Below are 17330 nucleotides of genomic sequence, written 5' to 3' on the forward strand. Positions count from 1 at the left end.
AAATTAGGCATTCTTCTCCTTTTTTACCTTTTAAAATCCGCCTGCCCTGCCATACATGAGTATACTCATGTATACAAGAGCATATACAATGGCACGTTTTTTAGTTTTGTATTATTAAACGTTGCCACTTGAAAACCGCTATTGATATATACGTTATCGACGCGATTCGTAAGAAGCGGATCGAGCAGCACGTGTCGCAGGCTATGTTGGCCAGTTTCATCAACGTTTCGAAAGGGTTTATCGGGATGGCCGAAAGTCCCAAATACGACATCAAGTACAACATCCGCCACATCAACGAAATCGCCAGATTTCTCGGGTGTTCGCCACGGGATTTTCTGCCCGAGCAGCCGCTTTAGTTCCCCTAAGTTAGGAAATGCTCCTTATGAGGTTTCGGGGTTTCTTCTCGTCGTGGGTTCGCGCAGTCATTTTTTCGGTTTGCGTGATTTGTTTTTCGGTTCGTGTTCTCGGCGTTTCCGCCCAGTCCGTCGGCATCGCTTATTGCGACGTCGATCGTTTCTACGACACCATCCCCGCCCTCTTTTACAACGACAGCGGCTTCACGCCCGAGGGACATCTTCGGTGGACTTCGGAGCGTTACACCAATAAGGTCGCGCGCGTCGCAGCATTGGCCGATTCGTTGGCGTTGCCGCTCGTCGCTTTGTGGGGCGTCGAGACCGAGGGTGTCGTGCGCAACATCGCTGCCGCCTGCCGCAACGATTATTGTTATCTCCACCGCACGCTCAATTCGCTCGACGGCCTCGACTTCGCCTTGCTTTACTTCGCCGATTGTTTCGCGCCCCATTACGTCGAGCCGGGACGGCGCTACCTCTATGTCGAGGGTGTGCTGCGGCGTTACTCCGCCCGTCCGCCGCATTATCGGGTACGCAAGGATACCGTCGGCTTGTTGTTGTGCAGCGAGGAACGCATGGCTCCGTGGGTCGCCCGCGACTTGCGGCAGGAGCGGCCCGGCGCCAAGCTCGTGATCTTGGGGCGCCAGCCCGCACAGGGGTTGGAGATCTACGGTCTGCGCGACGCCCATGTCCGGGCCGAGCGGGCCGGCCGGGGCAATGTCCGCTCCCGCGGAGGTTGGCGCATGCGCGACCGGATCGCCGTCGACACCGCCCTGCGCATCGGCTCCGGCGAGGTCTACATCCGGCGCTTCCTGCTCGACGCTTCGCAGACGCAGCCTCTGGCCACCTACGACCGGCGCCGTTACTTGGGCGGCACAAGCCATGCGCTGCCGGTGTATGTCTACCTGGAGTAGCGGCCCGAGAACTAAATCATTTTAGCGGGCCTATTAAATCATTTTAGCACTTCGTCCCCCCCCAAGCCGGCATTTTCTCGCCGACTATTCGGCATTCATTTGGAAAAGCGGAAAAATTTCGCTAAATTCGCCATCTGCCACATTGAAAAAGAGAAATTCACAACACAATAAAATAAAACAAAAAACTTATGGCAGACGTTAAACGGGTCTACACGTTCGGCAACAAGGAAGCCGAAGGCAACGGCAAAATGCGCGAACTGCTGGGCGGCAAAGGCGCCAACCTCGCAGAAATGAACCTGATAGGCATCCCCGTGCCTCCGGGCTTTACCATCACCACGGAGGTGTGCACCGAATATTACCAGCACGGCAAACAGGCCGTCATCGAGATGCTGCGCCCCGAGGTCGAGAAGGCGATGAAGAACATCGAGCGTCTCACGGGCATGCAGTTCGGCGACAAGGAGATGCCCTTGTTGGTATCGGTGCGTTCGGGCGCCCGCGCCTCGATGCCCGGCATGATGGACACGATCCTCAACCTGGGCATGAACGACCAGGCCGTCGAGGCCGTGGCCAAACGCACGGGCAACCCGCGCTTCGCATGGGACTCCTACCGTCGTTTCGTGCAGATGTACGGCGACGTGGTGCTGGGCATGAAACCCGTATCGAAAGAAGACCATGATCCGTTCGAAGAGATCATCGAGGCACAGAAAGCCAAGCGCGGCGTGAAGAACGACACCGACCTGACGACCGACGACCTGAAGGAGCTGGTCAAGAACTTCAAGGCCGCCGTGAAGAAGCAGACGGGCGAAGACTTCCCGACCAATCCGTGGGATCAGCTCTGGGGTGCCATCTGCGCCGTGTTCGGTTCGTGGATGAACGAGCGCGCGATCCTCTACCGCAAGCTCAACAACATCCCCGCCGAATGGGGCACGGCCGTGTCGGTGCAGGCGATGGTCTTCGGCAACATGGGGCAGAACTCCGCCACGGGCGTGGCATTCTCGCGCGACGCCGCCACGGGCGAAAACATCTTCAACGGCGAGTACCTCATCAACGCCCAGGGCGAGGACGTCGTGGCCGGCATCCGCACCCCGCAGCAGATCACGATCGAGGGTTCGAAGCGTTGGGCCAAGGCACAGAACATCAGCGAGGAGGAGCGCAAGTCGAAATACCCCTCGCTCGAAGAGGTCATGCCCGAGGTATATAAAGAGCTGAACGACATCCAGCACCACTTGGAGCAGTATTTTACCGACATGCAGGATATCGAGTTCACGATCCAAGACGGCAAGTTGTGGATGCTCCAGTGCCGCAACGGCAAGCGCACGGGCGCCGCGATGGTCAAGATCGCCATGGACATGCTGCGCGAGGGTCTGATCGACGAGAAGACCGCCGTGCTGCGCTGCGAACCGGCCAAGCTCGATGAGTTGCTCCACCCCGTCTTCGACAAGAAAGCCATCGCTTCGGCGCAGGTCATTACCAAAGGTCTGCCCGCCTCGCCGGGCGCAGCGACCGGCCCCGTGGTGTTCTTCGCCGACGATGCGGAGAAGGTGCTCGCCAAGACGGGTCAGAAAGCCATTCTGGTGCGTATCGAGACCTCGCCCGAAGACCTCAAGGGCATGCTCGACGCGGCAGGCATCCTCACGGCCCGCGGCGGCATGACGTCGCACGCAGCCGTCGTAGCACGCGGCATGGGCAAATGCTGCGTATCGGGCGCCGGCGAGCTGGAAATCGACTACAAGGCCCGCACCATCAAAGTCAACGGCTTTACCGTCAAGGAGGGCGACTGGATTTCGCTCAACGGCTCGACGGGCGAAGTCTACTTAGGTCAGGTGGCCACCAAAGCCGCCGACTTGAGCGGCGACTTCGGCAAGCTGATGGAGCTGGCCGGCAAATACTCGGTGCTCAAGGTGCGCGCCAATGCCGACACGCCCAAAGATGCGGCCCAGGCCTTTGCGTTCGGCGCCGAGGGCATCGGTCTCTGCCGCACGGAGCATATGTTCTTCGAGGGCGACCGCATCAAGGCCATCCGCGAAATGATCCTTTCCGACGACGAGGCGGGCCGCCGCGTAGCGCTGGCCAAGCTGCTGCCCATGCAGCGCGGCGACTTCGAGGGGCTGTTCAAGGCCATGAACGGCTATCCCGTGACCGTTCGTCTCTTGGATCCCCCCTTGCACGAGTTCGTACCCCACGATGAGAAGGGCCAGAAGGAGATGGCCGAGGAGATGCACGAGCCGCTCGCGAAGATCGTGGCCAAGGTGGAAGCCCTGGCCGAGTTCAACCCCATGCTGGGCCACCGCGGCTGCCGCTTGGGCAACACCTATCCCGAGATTACCGAAATGCAGACCCGCGCCATCATCGAGGCGGCCATGAACGTCAAGGCGGCCGGTATCCCCGTCCATGTGGAGATCATGGTGCCGCTGGTGGGCAATCATAAGGAGCTGCGCTACCAGAAGAACATCATCGACCGGACGGCCGAGCAGGTCTTTACCGAGCGCAACGACAAGATCGAATACATGGTCGGCACGATGATCGAGGTGCCGCGCGCCGCCGTGACGGCCAACCAGATCGCCGAAGTGGCGCAGTTCTTCTCGTTCGGAACCAACGACCTGACGCAGATGACGCTGGGCTTCTCGCGCGACGACATCTCGAAGTTCCTGCCCATCTACCTCGAAAAGGGCATCCTGAAGAACGACCCGTTCCAGATTCTGGACCGCAACGGTGTGGGCCAGCTCATCCGCGAAGCGGTGTTCAAGGGCCGCGGCACGCGCGAGAACCTCAAGTGCGGCATCTGCGGCGAACACGGCGGCGAACCCTCCTCGGTAGAGTTCTGCCACTATGCCGGTCTCAACTACGTGAGCTGCTCGCCGTTCCGTGTGCCCATCGCCCGGGTGGCTGCGGCGCATGCGGCGCTGAACCAGAAATAAAGCGTTTCGCCCCGCCAGAGAACCTCATCCGTTCTCTCCTTTAAATGAAATTACCCCTGCCGCCAAGTGCGGCAGGGGTAATTTGTTGCATCCGGAACATTCCGCACGACGGGCAGGGCTTATTTTTCAAATGCCAAGAGGAGAAAAGAGACCCGCCACGACCTCGAAAAAGAAAAAAAATCGCATTCCGCCCCCCGGCGGATCGACCTGCGGCACGAGTGTTGCGATACCCCTATCCGTCATCAAAATTATTCGGTTCGTGGAATTTACTTGGCGTAGAACGTTTTTTTTTATACTTTTACCCTGGTAAACAGACACTGCAACAAACGCTCAATTAAAATAATCGGAAATGAAAAAGATTCTTCTCGCGGCAATCGCCGCTCTTTGCATGGCAGGGGCCGCCTCGGCCCAGGATCGGGGCGGATGGGGCATCGGCCCGCAGATCGGCGTCTACACCAACACGGGCGCCGACGGTGCAATCTTCGGCATCGGCGCCGCAGCCCGCTACGGCATTACCGATGCGTGGCGCGTGCAGCCTGCCGTGACCTTCCTCTGCAAGAAATATTGCTCGGTAGACATCAGCGCAGACGTGCAGTACCTCTTCAAGGTAGCCAGCTTCTGGACAGTATATCCTCAGGCCGGTTTGAGCGCCAACGACATCGGCGACTGGTCGTGCGGCATCAACCTCGGTGCCGGAACGGACTTCGCGATCGCCCGCAACTGGGATCTCTCGGCCGGATTCAAATGGATGGTCCAGACCCGCAAGTATGCGAAAAACCCGATCATCATCAACGTAGGCGCAACCTACAAGTTCTAAACCGCCGCCGGGACACCCGGACGTACAATTACGGGGAAAGCCGATTGTTTCGGCTTTCCCCGTAATTTTTTCGGTGGGAACACGCCCGCCGGATCCAAAATATTTTTTCAGCGCATTCCGGCACGCCTCGCGCGTTCCGGCATGTCTCTATGCGTTTCCCGCCGGACGGGTTTCGGAGCACCGGTTTTCGTTCGACCGAATCATCTCGAAGATCCGGCGCCCGACCGGCGCATAAGAACGCCATGCGGACTTCTTGACGTCGCAGCCCGGATTCCGCCCCTCGCAACCGACGACGCCCCGAAACGCAGCCTGCTTAACGAAAAACGCGCGGGCCGCTGCGGCATCGGAATGACAGATCGTCCCGTCGCTGTCGGCCTTCCGGAAACCAGCACTATTCCCGATACAAACAAAGACAGCAAATAAAACCGAATGCGTACTACTTTCAGCGCGTTTTATAATTGCAACGGTATTTTCCTTTGGCCAGATTGAGCAGCTTGCCTTTCAGCAGATTGCGGCGCAGGGGAGCTACCCGGTCGACGAAGACGCGCCCTTCGGTATGGTCGTATTCGTGCTGGATGACCCAAGCCTTGTAGCCCGTGAACTCCTCGTCGTGGGGTTTCAGCTCCTCGTCCAGATAGCGCACGCGGATCGAAAGCGCACGCGGCACATCGGCATAAAGCCCCGGAAACGAGAGACATCCCTCGTTATAGGTCTTCGTCTGGTCGGAATAAGCGTAGATTTCAGCATTGATGAACGCCCGTTTGAAGTCGGCGCACGACGGGTCGTCCTCGGCCCACGGCGTGGCATCGACGATAAAGAGTTTCAGGCTCTTGCCGATCTGCGGAGCGGCCAGCCCCACGCCTCCGGCTTCGCCGAGGGTGATAAACATGTCGTCGACGAGCTTTTTCAGATCGGGAAAATCGGCAGCGACCGGCTCGCAGGGCTTGCGCAGCACCTCGTCGCCATAGATGACAATCGGATAAATCATTGGTTGAACTCCATGTAACTTTGTAAAATGATCGTGGCGGAAATCTTGTCCACCAACGCCTTATCGCGGCGGGCCATCTTACCGATGCCGCTTTCGAGCATCGCCCGGTGGGCCAGCACCGAAGTGAAGCGCTCGTCGTGGAAAACCACCTCCTTGTCGGGCCATGCCTGCCGCAGCCGCGCCGCGAGCGGCTCGATGAAACGCCACGTCTCGGAGGGCGTGCCGTCCATCCGGGCGGGTTTGCCCAACACAATGGTACCAACGTTCTCGCGGGCAAAATAGTCTGCGAGCCACTTTTCGAGCTGCCGCGTGTCGACCGTCTCCAGCCCGCCGGCAATCAGCCGCAGGGGGTCGCTCACGGCGATGCCCGTGCGCTTGGTGCCGTAGTCTATGGCCAGAATGCGCGACACTAAAGGTTCAGCTTCTTGAAAAGTTTGCGATACGAGCACTCCTCGTCGACCATGGCATGCAGGGCTTCGATCTTCACGCGCTCCTGCTCCATCGAATCGCGGTGGCGCACCGTCACGGTGCCGTCCTCGGCGGTCTGGCCGTCGACGGTGATGCAGAACGGCGTGCCGACGGCATCCTGACGGCGGTAACGCTTGCCGACCGAATCTTTCTCGTCGTAGACCACATTGAAATCGTATTTCAGTTCGTCGACGATCTTCTGCGCGATCTCGGGCATGCCGTCCTTCTTGACGAGCGGCAGGATGGCCGCCTTGACGGGAGCCAGAGCCGCAGGCAGGCGCAGCACCACGCGCGAATCGCCGCCGTCGAGCTGCTCCTCGGTGTAGGCCGCCGACATGACCTGCAGGAACATGCGGTCGACGCCGATCGAGGTCTCGACGACATAGGGCACGTAGCTTTCGCCCGTCTCGGGGTCGAAATACTGGATTTTCTTGCCCGAAAACTTCTGGTGGTTGCCCAGGTCGAAGTCGGTGCGCGAGTGGATGCCCTCCACCTCCTTGAAGCCGAACGGGAAGTTGTACTCCACGTCGGTGGCGGCGTTGGCATAGTGGGCCAGCTTGTCGTGGTCGTGGAACCGGTAGTTGTCGTCGCCGAAGCCCAGGGCGCGGTGCCAGGCCATGCGGGTGTTCTTCCATTCGTTCCACCACTCCATTTCGGTGCCGGGGCGCACGAAGAACTGCATCTCCATCTGCTCGAACTCGCGCATGCGGAAGATGAACTGGCGGGCGACGATCTCGTTGCGGAACGCCTTGCCGATCTGCGCAATGCCGAACGGCAGCTTCATGCGGCCGGTCTTCTGCACGTTAAGGAAGTTGACGAAGATGCCCTGCGCCGTCTCGGGACGCAGGTAGATGGTGCTGGCGCCGTCGGCCGTGGAACCCATCTGCGTGGAGAACATCAGGTTGAACTGCCGCACCTCCGTCCAGTTGCGCGTGCCGGAAACGGGGCACACGATCTCGCAGTCGAGGATGATCTGCCGCAGCTCATTGAGGTCGTTGGCGTTGAGCGCATCGGCAAAACGCTTGTGCACGGCGTCGCGCTTGGCGGCAGTCTCCTGCACGCGGGGCGAAGTCTCGCGGTACTTGGTCTCGTCGAACGACTCGCCGAAGCGCTTGCGGGCCTTCTCGACCTCCTTGTCGATCTTCTCGTCCTGCTTGGCGAGCCACTCCTCGATGAGCACGTCGGCACGGTAGCGCTTCTTGGAATCGCGGTTGTCGATGAGCGGGTCGTTGAACGCACCGACATGGCCCGAAGCCTCCCACGTGCGGGGGTGCATGAAGATGGCGGCATCGAGGCCCACGATATTCTCATGCAACTTGACCATCGAATCCCACCAGTAGCGCTTGATGTTGTTCTTCAGCTCCACGCCGTTCTGGCCGTAGTCGTAAACAGCGCCCAAGCCGTCGTAGATCTCGCTCGACGGAAATACGAAACCGTATTCCTTGCAATGGGCGACCAGTTTCTTGAAAAGTTCTTCCTGCGTCATTGTATTGTGTGTTTTTGATTTTTCCGATCGACAAAAATACGAATAAGCGAGGGCAAAAGCAAACTTGTTTGCATTTTGCCGAGCGTGAGTATTTTGAGCGAAGCCAAAGATACGAAAAGTCGAGCGCAGAAGCAAGCGTTAGCTTGATTATGCTGAGACGGAGTATCTAAAACGAAGTTAAAGATACAAAATAAAAAGGAAAGAACGGAGCCGGCCGGAGTTTTATTTAGGGATTTGCAGCTCCAAACGCAAAATAGCGACCGCTCCAAGCACGCCCCCCAACCCCGAACCGCCGCCAAGCATGAAACACCCCCAACCCCGAACCGCCGCCTGCCCTGAACATCGGGCCTCGTCCGCCCTCAAGCATACAACGGCTGCTTCTCCGAACCCCGAACCGCGTCCGTCCTCGAACTTAAAATCCCGTATTTCGCACTTTTCCATCGGCACCGGCTTCCTCGCGCTACGCTTCCCGCGCGCTTAAAGTTAAAACACGACGCAACTATACGCTCCGATTTAAAACCGCACTCCAATGCCACAAGGGTAGTTATACAGATAGGAAATTAAAAATAACAGCTCTTTGCAGATGCTTGGACGCAGCGCACGGAGAGGGCGCTCGCGCGGTAGGCGGTGTTCAGCGGGTTCACGTCGCCCGAGCCGAAGGCCAAGTGGCTCGCGTTGATATTGCCAGCCGCGTAGGACGAAGAAGCCCAATAGGCTCCGCGCGCGCCGACATTCGTCAAGGCTCCCGACGACTCGTGGCGGTAGCCCGCGGCAGGAGCGAATAGCAATCGCTGGAATGAATGCTCCGAGGAAGCCGACGCAGCCTCGGAACAGACTGGGATAAATAACTAACGGCACCGCAGAATAAGAAACAAAAATTTTTGCACAGAATCGGCGGCAATCGATAAACCGTCCGCACCGAATTTTCTGCGCTGAACTTTTGCATCAACTCTTTTCTGCGCCTTATGCCGCCAGTGGATTGCTGAATCTGCATGCCACGCTGACCGGACCCTTCGGCCCCGGCCACTCCGGGCAAAAAGAGCTGTTATCCAAAGAGTTTTGTCCGAAAAAGCGCCCGCGCCGCTTCAAAGCATGCGCCACAGCGCAAGCCTCGCCCCGCTATCCTGCAATCAGTCCGGCCCGACAAAAAGAGAAATCGCCTTCCCGGGCAATGATGATATGATCCAGCAGCCGGATGTCGAACAACGCCGCGGCACGTGCGACCCGCTCGGTCAGCACCTTGTCCTGCGGACTGGGCACGGCGGCGCCCGAGGGATGGTTGTGGATGAGAATCAGCTGCGTGGCCAATAGTTCGAGCGCCCGCTTGACGATCAACCGATGGTCGACGACCGTGCTCTGCACGCCGCCCTGGCTGACGCGCTGACGCTCCAATATCCGGTTCGAGGCGGTCAGATAAACGGCCCAGCACTCCTCGTGGGGCAATTTTTCAAGCCGGGGCCGGAACAAGCGCACCACATCGTCGGACGAAGCGATGGAATCGGCCTCGACCGCCCTGGCTTCGGCAACGCGCCGGCCGAATTCGGCAGCGAGGACAAGCGTTCGGGTGCGGCGCAATCCCAGGCCCCCGATCATCCGCAGGCGGGCCGGCTCCTCGTCGGCGATCCGCGCCAAGGCCCCGCCGCAAGCATCCCACAACGCATCGGCCACCTGCACATCGTCGACCAGCAAGGCCAGCAACTCCTTGTCCGAGAGGGCGCCGACGCCGCGTGAAGCCATCTTATCGCAAAGTACCTGCATGACACGATCAACTGCTGAGCCGGTCGAAACGATCCAACAAAGTGGCGCACCGTTCATCGGTCAAATATTCGGCTACGGAGCAGGCGGCCTGCTGTTCGGCCTCCTTCTTCGAATCGCCGGAGCCGTGCCCGACCTCGAAGCCGTCGATCAAGACCGTAGCCAAAAAGACCGGATGATTGGCGGCATACCCCTTGTCGTGCTCCGTACGGAAAAGGATGCTCCGGTGGTTCTTCTGACACCACTCGATCAACCGGCTCTTGTAATCGGTTTCGGAAGAAGTCAACTTTTCCAGGTCGAGATGCCGTCCGAAAATATGGTTGATGAGCAACCGGTTGACGAACTCGTAGCCCTGATCGAGGTAAACGGCCCCCATCATGGCCTCGAACGCATCGCCATAGATGTGCTTCTGAATCACGGAGGCGCCGCCGTTGGAGATGACGAAACGATCCAACCCGAGGTTCAGCGCCAATCCGTTGAGCGACTGCCGGGACACGATTCGGGAACGCAGCTGCGTGAGGAATCCCTCGTCGCGCCCCGGAAACTCGATGAAAAGGTAATCGGAGGTCACGGACTCGATGACGGCATCGCCCAGAAACTCCAGCCGCTCGTTGTTGACCGTCTGCCCGTCCTCCAAAACCAAAGAAGCTGACTTGTGAATCAAAGCCAGCTTGTAAAGCTCGATGTTATGCGGGATGAACCCGAACATATCATCGATCATTCTGAAATACGTCTTATCTTGTCCGCAGCATCTCCGGAAAGGCCGCAACAAAAAATCCCACACGGCGCGCGAAAATCTGAAGATCAGAACTTACGGAAGATAACCGTAGCGTTGTGCCCGCCGAAGCCGAACGTATTGCTCAAAGCGCACTTCACTTCGCGGTGCTGCGGCTTGTCGAGCGTGAGGTTCAGTTTCGGATCGATCTCGGGATCGAGTTCGGCGCAGTTGATCGTCGGGGGCACGATCCCCTTGGTAATGGCCATGATGCAGGCCAGCGCCTCGACGGCACCGGTAGCGCCCAGCAAGTGGCCGGTCATGGACTTGGTGGACGAAATGTTGGCCTCATAGACATGATCGCCCAACACACCCTTGACGGCTTTCAGCTCGGCGATGTCGCCCAGGGGCGTCGAAGTGCCGTGCACGTTGACATAATCGATGTCCTGCGGCTGGATGCCGGCGTCCTTGATGGCGTCGCGCATGGCTTTCATGGCACCCACGCCCTCGGGATGGGGCGCCGTGAAGTGGTGGGCGTCGGCCGACTCGCCGCCGCCGACGAACTCGCAGTAGATCTTGGCACCGCGGGCCTTGGCATGCTCCAACTCTTCGAGCACCAGCGCACCCGCACCCTCGCCGACGACGAAACCGTCACGATCCTTGTCGAAAGGCCGCGAAGCATGTTCGGGATCGTCGTTGCGCGTGGAGAGCGCCTGCATGGAGTTGAAACCGCCGACCGACGGCTCGTTGACCGCAGCCTCGGAACCGCCCGTGACCATCACGTCGGCCTTGCCGTAGCGGATGGCGTCGAAAGCGGCGATCAATCCGTGGTTGGAAGAAGCGCAGGCGGAAACCGTACAATAGTTCGGCCCCATGAACCCGTATTTCATCGAGATGAATCCGGCAGCGATGTCGGAGATCATGCGGGGAATGAAGAACGGGCTGAAACGCGGCGTCATGCCGCCCTCGGCGTAACCGATGCACTCGTCGAAAAACGACTTCAGACCGCCGATACCCGAAGCCCAGATGACGCCGACCTGCTCCTTGTCGAGCTTCTCGAAATCGAACGCAGCGTCCTCGACAGCCTGCGTGGCGGCGATCAGCGCATATTGCGTGAAGAGGTCGTACTTGCGCACCTCCTTGCGGTCGAAATACTGCGCCGGATCGTAATTCTTCACTTCGCAAGCGAACCGGGTCTTAAATTTTTCGGCATCGAAATGAGTAATGGGCGCGGCACCGCTGACACCTTTCTCCAGATTCGAAAAATACTCCTCTATGTTATTGCCGAGCGGGTTGATCGTACCGATACCCGTAACGACTACTCTTCTTTCAGCCATGAATTCAAAGCCTTTGTGTGTAATGAATAAAAAAACGCTCTACCCTGGAATCCCCTCGCAAAGGAGGGGATTCGGGGCCGCCGAGCGTCGAAATCGCCGGAACAGGCCGGCGAATCGATGAATCTGCGGAAAAAAACGGTAAAACTATTTTTTGTGCTCTTCGATGTACGAAATCGCATCGCCGACAGTAGCGATCTTCTCGGCGTCCTCGTCGGGGATCTGGATATCGAAAGCCTTCTCGAACTCCATGATCAACTCTACGGTGTCGAGCGAATCGGCGCCCAGGTGGTTGGTAAAGCTGGCCGTAGGAACTACTTCCGACTCCTTGACACCGAGTTTGTCTACGATGATCTCGACAACTTTAGCTTGAACTTCAGACATGATTTTAAAATTTTAGTTAAACAATTATTGAAAAAAGTTCTCTATTGATTTCCGGCATTATTTTGCGCAAAAGTAACACTTTTTTTATTACTTTTGACAAAACGCCACTTTTTTTTATTCACAAAATATTCGACATTCAGAACATTTTAGACAATAAGAAATTAAAAACCATAGACTTATGAAACTTCTGCTGATCTCCAATTCGACCAACACCGGGGAAGAGTACCTGCGCTACCCGCTCCAGGAAATCGCCCGCACGCTGGCAGGCGTGCGCGAAGTGGCTTTCGTGCCCTACGCCGCAGTGACCTTCTCCTACGCCGAGTACGAACGCCGCGTGCAGACGCGTCTGGCCGAAATCGGCATCCGGGTGCGCTCGGTGCATCGCGCTTCGAACCCGGCCCGCATGATCCGCGAGGCCGAGGCGATCTGCGTGGGCGGCGGCAACACATTCGCCCTGGCGAAGAAGATGCAGGAGCAGGGTCTCATGCAGGCGATCCGCAGCCGCATACGGGCCGGCGTGCCCTACGTGGGCTGGTCGGCCGGCAGCAACGTCTGCTGCCCGACGATCTCGACGACCAACGACATGCCGATCGTCGAGCCGGCGTCGTTCCGGGCGATCGGGGCCGTGAAGTTCCAGATCAACCCCCACTATCTGGATGCCAACCCCGCAGGCCATGCGGGCGAAACGCGCGAGCAGCGCATCCTGGAGTTCATCGAGGCCAATCCGCGCCGCTGGGTCGCGGGGCTGCGCGAGGGCTGCATGCTGCGCTACGAAAACGACCGGCTGGAACTCATCGGCAGCCGTCCGATGCGCATCTTCAAGAAAGGACAGGCTCCCTTCGAAACGAATCCGGGCGACGACCTGTCGTTCTTATTATAAATAGGTATGGCTCCATCGGATGCCAATCGCCGCGGCCCGGCCCGCCCCTGGCCCCCGACTTGCGAAACGGGCGCCCGCGGCGAACGGGCCGCGGCGGAATACCTACGGGCGGCAGGCTACGAAATCTGCGCCATGAACTGGCGGCAAGGACGTTACGAGCTGGACATCGTGGCCCGCAAGGCAGGCTTGCTCCACGTAGTGGAAGTGAAAACGCGCCGCCGCGGCTCGCTGACACCTCCCGAAGCGGCGATCACGTCCCGAAAGTTCCGCGCCCTGCATCGGGCGACGAGCTGCTACCTGCAAACCACGGGCGAAGAAGCCGAGGTGCAGTTCGACCTGGCAGCTGTGGAGATGGCGCCCGACGGCACGACGGAGGTGCGGCTGATCGAACATGCCATGGAATACAACTGGTAGACAGCACCCGACAGGCCGGCAGGCGACATGCCCGACCAGAATTTTGCATTTCAGACAAAAAATGTTATCTTTGTGGTGCTTGAGCCGCATTTCCGGACACAGCAGACGCAACGAAGCGTCTTCGGCTGCCCCGGAAAGCGGAAAACGCGATCGCAGACCCGGCTCGGAGAAGGGACGCACACCCCGCAAACAAGCCCGCGAAGCGTATGCGACCGCCTTGTTTTAACCCAATATCCAAACGGCATAACGTTCATGTGGATCTATAATTTCGGGCTGACGCTCTACGTCTGGCTGATCCGGCTGGCAGCCCCGAAACACCCCAAGGCCCGGCTCTGGGTGGAAGGCCGCCGGGAACTCTTCAAACGCATGGCCCAACAGATCGATCCGTCCGCACGCATCGTGTGGGTGCATGCCGCGTCGCTGGGCGAATTCGAGCAAGGCCGTCCGATCATCGAAAAACTGCGGGCCGAACACCCCGAGTACAAGATTCTGCTTACCTTCTTCTCGCCCTCGGGCTACGAAATCCGCAAAAACTACGAGGGCGCCGACTACATCTTCTACCTGCCCATCGACACGCCGCACAACGCCCGCCGCTTCCTGGCGATAGCCCATCCGGAGATCGCCATCTTCGTAAAATACGAGTTCTGGCTCAATCTGTTGGGCGAGTTGCGCCGCCGCAAAATCCGCACCTATGTCGTCTCGGCGATCTTCCGTCGCAATTCGATCTTCTTCAAGCCCTACGGGGGCATGTGGCGTCAGGCGCTCGAAGCGTTCGACGCGATGTTCGTGCAGAACGAGGAGTCGAAACGACTGCTCGCCGAACTGGGATTCGACAACGTGGTGGCAGCCGGCGACACGCGTTTCGACCGGGTGGCGGAAATCGCCCGCGCAGCCCGTAAGGTAGAGATCATCGAGCGGTTCAAAGGGTCGGAACGTCTCTTCGTAGCCGGTTCGACATGGGGGCCGGATGAAGAACTGCTGATCCGGCTGCTGGCCGACAATCCGACCGTGAAGTTCGTGGTTGCGCCCCACGAGATGGACGAAACCCGCATCGCACGCTTGCTGGCGGCCGCCCCCGGAGCTTCGATCCGCTACACGCAGTGCATCCCGGAGACGGAATACGCTTCGAAACGGCTGCTGGTGCTCGACACCGTAGGACTCCTTTCGTCAGTCTACGGCTACGCGACCTGGAGCTACATCGGCGGCGGATTCGGCGTCGGCATCCACAACACGCTGGAAGCCGCGACGTTCGGACTGCCGATCGCTTTCGGGCCGAACTACGCGAAATTCAAGGAAGCGCGCGACCTGGCAACGCTGGGCGCGGCGCAGCCGGTAGCGAACTACGAGCAGTTGCAGGCCTGGTTCGCGCCCCTGCGCGACGATGCGGCATGTCTCGAAAAAGCGAGCCGCACAGCGAAAGATTACACGCTCAGACACCAAGGCGCTACGGACATGATCGTCCGGACGATCTTCCATCAATAAAATCCAAGCAAAGAAACCGGGGTTCAGCCTGCTGTCGGCGTTCGACAGAGCGCCGGAGTTCTTGTTTTGCGAGCACCTATCCACCCCCTGCTCCCGAAAGACAGCGCCCGCGCTGCGCTCCGGCAGTGAGCGGGATAAAGCATTCGTCTACGATTTGCCGGTCATGATGCCCAGCACGAGCCGGTCGGTTTCGCACATCCCGTCGCGCCCGATGTCGGTCAGGTTGCGGATACATTTGTCGACATCCTCGTCGATGATCCCCTCGACAGGCGAAACGCAATGCCCGTCCATGGCCATCAGGGCAGAGAGCACGGCCGTGGAAACGCCGCTGGCCAGCTTCATGGCACAACTGGGCTTAGCGCCGTCGCAGATCATGCCCGTGAGATTGGCGATCATGTTCTTGACCGCAGCCGTTACCTGGGCGAAACCGCCGCCCATCAGATAGACGATGCCGCAACTCGACCCTGTGGCGGCCACCACGCATCCGCACAAGGCGGAGAGACGGCCCAGACTCTGCTTGATATAGATGACGGTAAGGTGGCTCAACGTCAAGGCTCGGACAAGCCGCTCTTCGTCGGCGCCCGTCTCCTCAGCATAGACCACGACCGGCAAAGTAGCGGCAATGCCCTGGTTGCCGCTGCCGGAATTGCTCATCACGGGGATCATCGCCCCGGCCATCCGGGCATCGCAGGCCGCCGACGTGGCGGCAAGAATCCGAGAAAAGATGGAATCGCCGATGACTTTCAATTCGCGCTCGCGCCGCAGCGTGCGCCCGACGCAATGGCCGAACTCACCGCCGAACGACTCCTCGGCTGCCGCCTTGTTCAGCCGGCGGGCTTCGAGGATGAAACGCAGCTCCTCGACGGGAGCCGAGACGGCGAAATCCCAAACCCGCTCCAACGAAAGGGGCACCTTGTCATCTGACACCTCGGCTGCGCCGGGCGTCCGCAAATCCAGCAGCACGTCGTCGTCGACCCGCAGGAAGACGAAATCGGTATGTCCTCCCGCGATGACGGCCACGGCACGATGTCCGGCCGCAAAAGTCTCGACCTCGATATATAGTTTTTCAGCGATCGCCTCCTTGAGAGCGATGCCGATGCGTTTTTCGTCGATATACGCCCGGCCGCGCTCCACGGCTTCGGGCGTAACGTCGCACAACACTTCCAGCCCGCGTTCGCAGCGGCCGATCAAAGCCCCCAGCGCAATGGCTATCGGCAAGCCGATCATTCCTGTGCCGGGGATGCCGACCCCCATGGCATTCTTGAGGATGTTGGCGCTCAGCCGCACGTCGATCCGTTCAGGCAATCCCCCGAGCAATTCGGCCGAACGCGCCGCGCACAAAGCGACGGCGACCGGCTCGGTGCATCCGATGGCCGGCACGACTTCGCGCCGGATAAGATCAATGATACGTTGACGTTCGGGCTGGGGAATCATGGGAGCGCAAATTAAATCCAAACCAAAAACAGCAAGGCCGAAATCAGCGCTTCGACCCGCCGGAGCGAATATCTTTTTACAAAGATACGAATAAGTTGAGTGCAATGCCAAATTTATTTGAGCATTGCCGAAACGAAGTATCTTGGGCGAAGCCAAAGATACGAAGAAAATCCGAGAGCAGCGCAATGGTAAGTCAAATAATGTTAATGTGTTGTAAGTCAGAATTTGGCAGCTTCATTTGGCTATAGGCTTCGCAGACGGGTTAACACCGAAAAAGAGTCCGGAATCCGAACATGGAAAGCCTTTCGGCTACTTATCCGCTGCCCTTTTCAAGGGGCGGATAACGCCCGTTTCGCCTACCGTCGGCCGCCCGATTCGATCGCAGGTTCGCTGCGCCGTCGATTCCCCTCGCATCCCGATTACAAAAGTAGCTTTTTTTCGGTTCGGGAGTAAAAAGACGGGGTCGAAGCGCCGAATGAGGGTTTTGTTTCTATATTCAGCTGTATTTTTCATGGTTTCAAATAGCTCTATATCAGTTAATTTTGCAAACAGGTATCAGGGTTATGAAACAGGAGGAAGTAAAGGTCTCGTTCTACCTTAAAAAGAACGTTTTCGGTAAGCCGAGGGCAGAGGCGAACTCGTTCGCACTTTGCCGAGGCGAGAAAAGGTGCACGAAAGAGAACGAACCGGACGCCGCGGGTCGTTGTCCCGTAATGGCTCGACTCGCCGTCGGAAGCTCGACGTGCGTCTTCGGCACGAAGCTCACTGCCCCGTGGTCGTTGTGGACGTCGGGACGAATGAAGGGGAAAAGCGCCGCGGCGGTCGAAATCAACCGACGGCTGGATGAAATGCGGGCTTCGGCTATCGCCATTTGCCGCGAGCTGTCGGCCGTTCACGCGCGGGTAACGGCCGAGGAGATCAAATGCCGGCTGCAGGTGGAAAACCCAGGCGCGGATGACCCCTGCGGCCAAGGTTGATTTGACCCCTGAAA

At 58.8% G+C, this 17330-nt stretch carries 17 protein-coding genes; 8 read left to right on the forward strand and 9 right to left on the reverse strand.

The annotated features are described in order from the left end of the window. The first annotated feature begins 128 nt into the window (after positions 1–128). The 4 genes from QZ298_RS02295 (at position 129) to QZ298_RS02310 (ending at position 4999) form a co-directional block, all read left to right on the forward strand. On the forward strand, positions 129–356 hold the full coding sequence (locus QZ298_RS02295; protein WP_296005103.1) for a helix-turn-helix transcriptional regulator: 228 nt from the start codon (positions 129–131) through the stop codon (positions 354–356). A gap of 83 nt (positions 357–439) precedes the next feature. Then, positions 440–1264 (forward strand): hypothetical protein, encoded by an 825-nt coding sequence (locus QZ298_RS02300; RefSeq protein ID WP_296005104.1) that lies wholly within the window; start codon positions 440–442, stop codon positions 1262–1264. A gap of 188 nt (positions 1265–1452) precedes the next feature. Further along, positions 1453–4182, forward strand: coding sequence for a pyruvate, phosphate dikinase (gene ppdK, locus QZ298_RS02305; protein ID WP_296005105.1), 2730 nt, complete (start codon positions 1453–1455; stop codon positions 4180–4182). A 349-nt stretch (positions 4183–4531) separates the two neighbouring features. Continuing rightward, the gene (locus tag QZ298_RS02310; RefSeq protein ID WP_296005106.1) at positions 4532–4999 is read left to right on the forward strand and encodes a porin family protein; all 468 of its coding nucleotides are present in this window, start codon (positions 4532–4534) and stop codon (positions 4997–4999) included. Between the two features lie 442 nt (positions 5000–5441). On the opposite strand, the gene def is transcribed toward QZ298_RS02310, so the two are convergent. The 8 genes from def to QZ298_RS02350 form a co-directional block, all read right to left on the reverse strand. Beyond that, the gene (def, locus tag QZ298_RS02315) at positions 5442–5987 is read right to left on the reverse strand and encodes a peptide deformylase (protein WP_296005107.1); all 546 of its coding nucleotides are present in this window, start codon (positions 5985–5987) and stop codon (positions 5442–5444) included. After that, positions 5984–6397, reverse strand: a complete 414-nt coding sequence (gene ruvX / locus QZ298_RS02320; RefSeq protein ID WP_296005108.1) for a Holliday junction resolvase RuvX — start codon at positions 6395–6397, stop codon at positions 5984–5986. The genes def and ruvX overlap by 4 nt, the downstream gene beginning before the upstream one ends. Then, positions 6397–7941, reverse strand: a complete 1545-nt coding sequence (locus tag QZ298_RS02325) for a glycine--tRNA ligase (RefSeq protein WP_296005109.1) — start codon at positions 7939–7941, stop codon at positions 6397–6399. The genes ruvX and QZ298_RS02325 overlap by 1 nt, the downstream gene beginning before the upstream one ends. 560 nt (positions 7942–8501) lie before the next feature. Next, positions 8502–8729 (reverse strand): hypothetical protein, encoded by a 228-nt coding sequence (locus QZ298_RS02330; RefSeq protein WP_296005110.1) that lies wholly within the window; start codon positions 8727–8729, stop codon positions 8502–8504. A 331-nt stretch (positions 8730–9060) separates the two neighbouring features. Beyond that, positions 9061–9678 (reverse strand): RadC family protein, encoded by a 618-nt coding sequence (locus tag QZ298_RS02335; protein WP_296005111.1) that lies wholly within the window; start codon positions 9676–9678, stop codon positions 9061–9063. A 28-nt stretch (positions 9679–9706) separates the two neighbouring features. Beyond that, positions 9707–10405, reverse strand: coding sequence for a ribonuclease III (gene rnc / locus QZ298_RS02340; protein ID WP_296005112.1), 699 nt, complete (start codon positions 10403–10405; stop codon positions 9707–9709). A gap of 95 nt (positions 10406–10500) precedes the next feature. Further along, on the reverse strand, positions 10501–11748 hold the full coding sequence (gene fabF, locus QZ298_RS02345) for a beta-ketoacyl-ACP synthase II (RefSeq protein WP_296005113.1): 1248 nt from the start codon (positions 11746–11748) through the stop codon (positions 10501–10503). 144 nt (positions 11749–11892) lie between these two features. Next, positions 11893–12129: an acyl carrier protein gene (locus tag QZ298_RS02350; RefSeq protein ID WP_296005114.1), complete on the reverse strand. Its 237-nt coding sequence runs from the start codon at positions 12127–12129 to the stop codon at positions 11893–11895. Positions 12130–12307: 178 nt separating this feature from the next. On the opposite strand from QZ298_RS02350, the gene pepE reads away from it, so the two are divergent. The 3 genes from pepE (at position 12308) to QZ298_RS02365 (ending at position 14905) form a co-directional block, all read left to right on the forward strand. Further along, on the forward strand, positions 12308–13009 hold the full coding sequence (pepE, locus tag QZ298_RS02355) for a dipeptidase PepE (RefSeq protein ID WP_296005115.1): 702 nt from the start codon (positions 12308–12310) through the stop codon (positions 13007–13009). Between the two features lie 6 nt (positions 13010–13015). Continuing rightward, positions 13016–13423, forward strand: a complete 408-nt coding sequence (locus QZ298_RS02360) for a YraN family protein (RefSeq protein ID WP_296005116.1) — start codon at positions 13016–13018, stop codon at positions 13421–13423. Positions 13424–13675: 252 nt separating this feature from the next. Beyond that, entirely contained in the window at positions 13676–14905 is a 1230-nt protein-coding gene (locus QZ298_RS02365; protein ID WP_296005117.1) for a glycosyltransferase N-terminal domain-containing protein, read from the forward strand. Between the two features lie 147 nt (positions 14906–15052). On the opposite strand, the gene QZ298_RS02370 is transcribed toward QZ298_RS02365, so the two are convergent. Then, on the reverse strand, positions 15053–16339 hold the full coding sequence (locus QZ298_RS02370) for a serine dehydratase subunit alpha family protein (RefSeq protein WP_296005118.1): 1287 nt from the start codon (positions 16337–16339) through the stop codon (positions 15053–15055). A gap of 563 nt (positions 16340–16902) precedes the next feature. On the opposite strand from QZ298_RS02370, the gene QZ298_RS02375 reads away from it, so the two are divergent. Next, positions 16903–17316, forward strand: a complete 414-nt coding sequence (locus QZ298_RS02375; protein ID WP_296005119.1) for a hypothetical protein — start codon at positions 16903–16905, stop codon at positions 17314–17316. Positions 17317–17330: the final 14 nt, after the last annotated feature.

It is taken from the genome of uncultured Alistipes sp. (assembly GCF_910580175.1).
GTDB lineage: Bacteria > Bacteroidota > Bacteroidia > Bacteroidales > Rikenellaceae > Alistipes.